This window comes from Azospirillum sp. OGB3 (assembly GCF_014192915.1).
Taxonomy (GTDB): domain Bacteria; phylum Pseudomonadota; class Alphaproteobacteria; order Azospirillales; family Azospirillaceae; genus Azospirillum.
In genome coordinates, this window is the sequence record NZ_JACHYN010000053.1 from 1 (window position 1) to 3,564 (window position 3,564).

Consider the following 3,564-nt stretch of genomic DNA (forward strand, 5'->3'; position numbering starts at 1 on the left):
CATGGCGCGGCGCTCCTCTATGGGATCAACCTAAAAATCCGATTTAACAATGCCATGACGGCGGCTGCCCATCAACCCGATTTTCCGGAGAGCCCATTTATCGTGATATCTCGCCCTCAACATCCTTCGCGCCGCGGTCAACCGAAACACCCTCCGTTTTCGGGGGCGCACCGGCCGCTGCCCCATTTCCCAGCGACCGGGCCAGTTCGCTCAGGACACGGCGCTCTTCGGGCCGCAGCTGGCGGGCGAGAAGCAGAAGCTCGCGTTCATGATCGTCCAACCAGGGGAGAAACAACGCCAATGGCGCCACCGGTGCGGTGTGCCCACCCAGAGCCGAAGGGAGCCCGTCGCCACCGAGGGCACGCTGCCCCAGGCGAGCGTGGCCACCATCCTGCTCTGTGCTGGATGCACGCTCTACCGTCATCCAGGCTTCCCGGCACCCGGCACACACACGCTTCCGGCGGATGGTATTGTCGGCCTGCGTCTTGGTCTCCGTCACCCCGTTGAGTGTACTGCCGCAGAACGGACACGCCATTGCACTGGGCTTTGATCGTCCGCTTATCTTGGCGATGGTCGTATTTCTGCCAGCGGCCATAGGTGGCTCCCGCGTCTACTCACGGGCTGGCAGAGTAGCGGTTCGCCCGCCGCCCCGTCCCATTCGAAAGGCAGCAATTATCGTCACCTTTCGCGGGCACGCCGCTCGGACATCGTGCGCTGGGGGTTTATGGCAGTCTTCTCTCACTCTCTCGGGCTGGCGGGGAAGGGCGCGTAACCCGAAGTCACGCGCCCTAGCTGGATCAAGCGGCTTCATCGTCCGCGTCGGCCACCGGGCTGTTGGCCCCTTCCTCGGCCTCGGCCCCGAAGGCCATGCCGGGGGGCAGCCAATCCCTGATCCCCGCCACCATGCCCTGCGGGATCGGGCCATCAGCATCGGCGGCGACCGGCCCAAGCTCCGAAAGCATGATGGTGTCGGGCGACCCGAACCAGCGGTCGAGGATGGTGACCATCGGGGCCTTCTTCATGGGCGCGAGCGTCTGCACGCCTTTGCCGACTATCGCCACGTTGTCCAGCACGAAGGCTTTGCTCACGCGGCTCCAGAATTCCGCGCCGGTCGGACGCCAAGTGCGAGCGGGGTCGCAAGCGATCTGGCTGCCGATGTGCTCGACCACGTCGTCCCGAACGCCGCCATGCTCGGACAGGCTGATGCTGATCGTCTGGGCGAACATTGCGGCCAGAAGCGCATCCTTATCCTCGTCGGAGAGGCCGTGGATCGCTTGGAACAGGCGCAACGCGTTCTGGCTGCCGTAACCCTTTTCCGGCTCGATTGTCGCGGCGAAGCCGTCGAGCAGTCTGGCGAGCGCCAAACCAGCGGGCGTTTCGCCCATCTTCGTCACACTGGCCGACAGGCGCTCGTAGTGACCGGAGAGGTTCGACGACGCGGCCATGCTGCTGCGCATGGAGAACTTCACCCACAGCGTATAGAGCAGGTAGCTTTTCGCGTACTGCGGTTCCTGCGCGAGGGCCAACTGGAAGGCTTGGGTCCGGTGAGCCTCTAGGTCCGTGACCAGAGCCGCCGTGTATGGGCCTCGCGCTGGCTTGCTGGCGCTGCTGTCGAGGCCGGTTCGCGCGGGGCTACCGGTGGATGGGGCAGCCGGGTCCTCGCCTTCGCTGGCCGTGTCCACGGCAATGTAGCCCTTGCGCAGATCAAAGTCGCCGTCGTTACTAATAAGCACGAACACCCCGGCCTTGGCCTTCAGTTCGGCGCTGTAGGTCTGCCCTTTCAACGCATCAATCTTGGCGATCTGGCGCTTGAGTTCGGCCATGCGGTCGAGGTCCTCCTGCGGGATCGTGGGCTCATCCTCCTCCTCTTCGCCCTCGTCGTCGAAACCGCCTTCGTCCTCGCTGTCGTCGAACTCCATCGTCCCGACATACCCACCCGGCTCGTCACCCTCGTCCTCGTCGTCCTCCGGCTCCGGAACATCCTCCAGGGATGCGGGGCCTCCGGGCCTGCCCACGGTTCGTTCCGGGTGATAGCGGGAGAGGATCTCGTTGTGCGCAACGACCAGGGCCATCCGCTCGTCTTCCTGATCCGCCGTGAGCTGCCGTTCCTCGTCCGGGCGAACGTTACGCATCGCCGCGAACGCAGCATGGTCGTACTCCAGCATCGGCTTTGCCCATGCCCAGCCTTCCTCGGACACCAGCCGGTCGCACTCGTGCCGCAGCTTCTCGGTGGCAACCTCCAAAACGGCGGTGCGGTCGTTCAGATAGGACCCATCTTCCTTGAACAGGTCCTCGGTGACCGGTAGGCCCTTCGCCACGTACTCGGCGCGCACAAAGGTCCCGAGCTTGGAATTCACCGGCACCCGCTCCTGCGCCAGCTCTTTCCGGATGTGGTAGGGGTGCAGCGAGTGAGACCGCCGCAGCGCGTCGTAGACACGCTCCTGGATAGCGTGATCGTCGGACAGGGTGAACGCTTCGCACACATCCTTGTCGATTTTGCCGTCACGGAACAGGTCGAGCAGGCGCGGGCTGAGCCGACCCAGTTTCATCCGCTGCCGAACCGCTCGTACCGAAATGCCGAAGCGGCTGGCGAGTTCCTCGTCCGTCTTGCCCTGATCGATCTGCGCGGCAAAGGCGCGGAATTCGTCAACCGGGTGCATCTGAACGCGCTGAACGTTCTCAGCAAGGCTGTTTTCTTCCGCATCAGACACATCATCGACGCGGCACGGGACGCCATAGTCATCGTCGATCATGCCTTTGGAGTGGAGAAGACTCAAAGCGGCGTAACGGCGACCGCCACCGACCACAGCGAAAGTGCCGCCGTCGCTGGGAATGACGATCAGGTTCTGGAGGATGCCACGCGCCGCAATGTCGCTCGCCATGGCATCCACGTCAGCCAAGGGATGGGTCTTGCGAACATTCAGGTCAGACCGACGAAGTTTAGAAAACGCAATCACCTGAAGCATGATGAACTTTCCTGTTTGAAGTGCGTTGGGGAACGCGATGCACAGGCATCATGTCGTACAGGGCGCATGTTGAGCAAGAAGAAACTCACGCAGCGATCAATATTTTTCCTTGTCCATCATAGACTTACGGCAAACCATCTGCCGTCTTACCTCAACGCCGCGCCCTTCAGCGTCCATAACGAATAAAGAGGGCGACGCAGCCTTCGCTCCGTCGCCCCTTCAATGTCCTGCACCAACCCCGTTTGATCCTGGACAGGATCACCCCGGCGCAATGGAGATTGCCGCTCCCCGTATCAACCCATCAATCTCCAGGGGATAGGTCCCGACCAACGGGTAGACCTCCTGATCAAACCCGACGACAATCGTTCCGTTCAGCCGCGCGATGCGCAACATGGTCGAACCGGGCTTTCCATCGGCGCGTTCAATCTCGACATTGGTGGTTTCCCCCTCGGCCAAAATGAAGGCTTCCGGCAGCGCCGGTCGCCAATCGCGCTTGGTTCTGACGGCTCTCCGGAAAATCGGGTTGATGGGCAGCCGCCGTCATGGCATTGTTAAATCGGATTTTTAGGTTGATCCCATAGAGGAGCGCCGCGCCATG

The 3,564-nt window shown here is 62.5% G+C and carries 2 protein-coding genes; both read right to left on the reverse strand.

The features are described 5' to 3' along the window. Positions 1 to 797: 797 nt before the first annotated feature. The gene (locus tag FHW79_RS32145; RefSeq protein ID WP_183182666.1) at positions 798 to 2,966 is read right to left on the reverse strand and encodes a ParB/RepB/Spo0J family partition protein; all 2,169 of its coding nucleotides are present in this window, start codon (positions 2,964 to 2,966) and stop codon (positions 798 to 800) included. Between the two features lie 258 nt (positions 2,967 to 3,224). Beyond that, positions 3,225 to 3,422: a hypothetical protein gene (locus tag FHW79_RS32150; protein ID WP_183182667.1), complete on the reverse strand. Its 198-nt coding sequence runs from the start codon at positions 3,420 to 3,422 to the stop codon at positions 3,225 to 3,227. Positions 3,423 to 3,564: the final 142 nt, after the last annotated feature.

Coding starts and splice junctions, on each gene's coding strand:
- FHW79_RS32145 (WP_183182666.1), bottom strand. CDS start 2,966: ATGCTTCAGGTGATTGCGTTTTCTAAACTTCGTCGGTCTGACCTGAAT.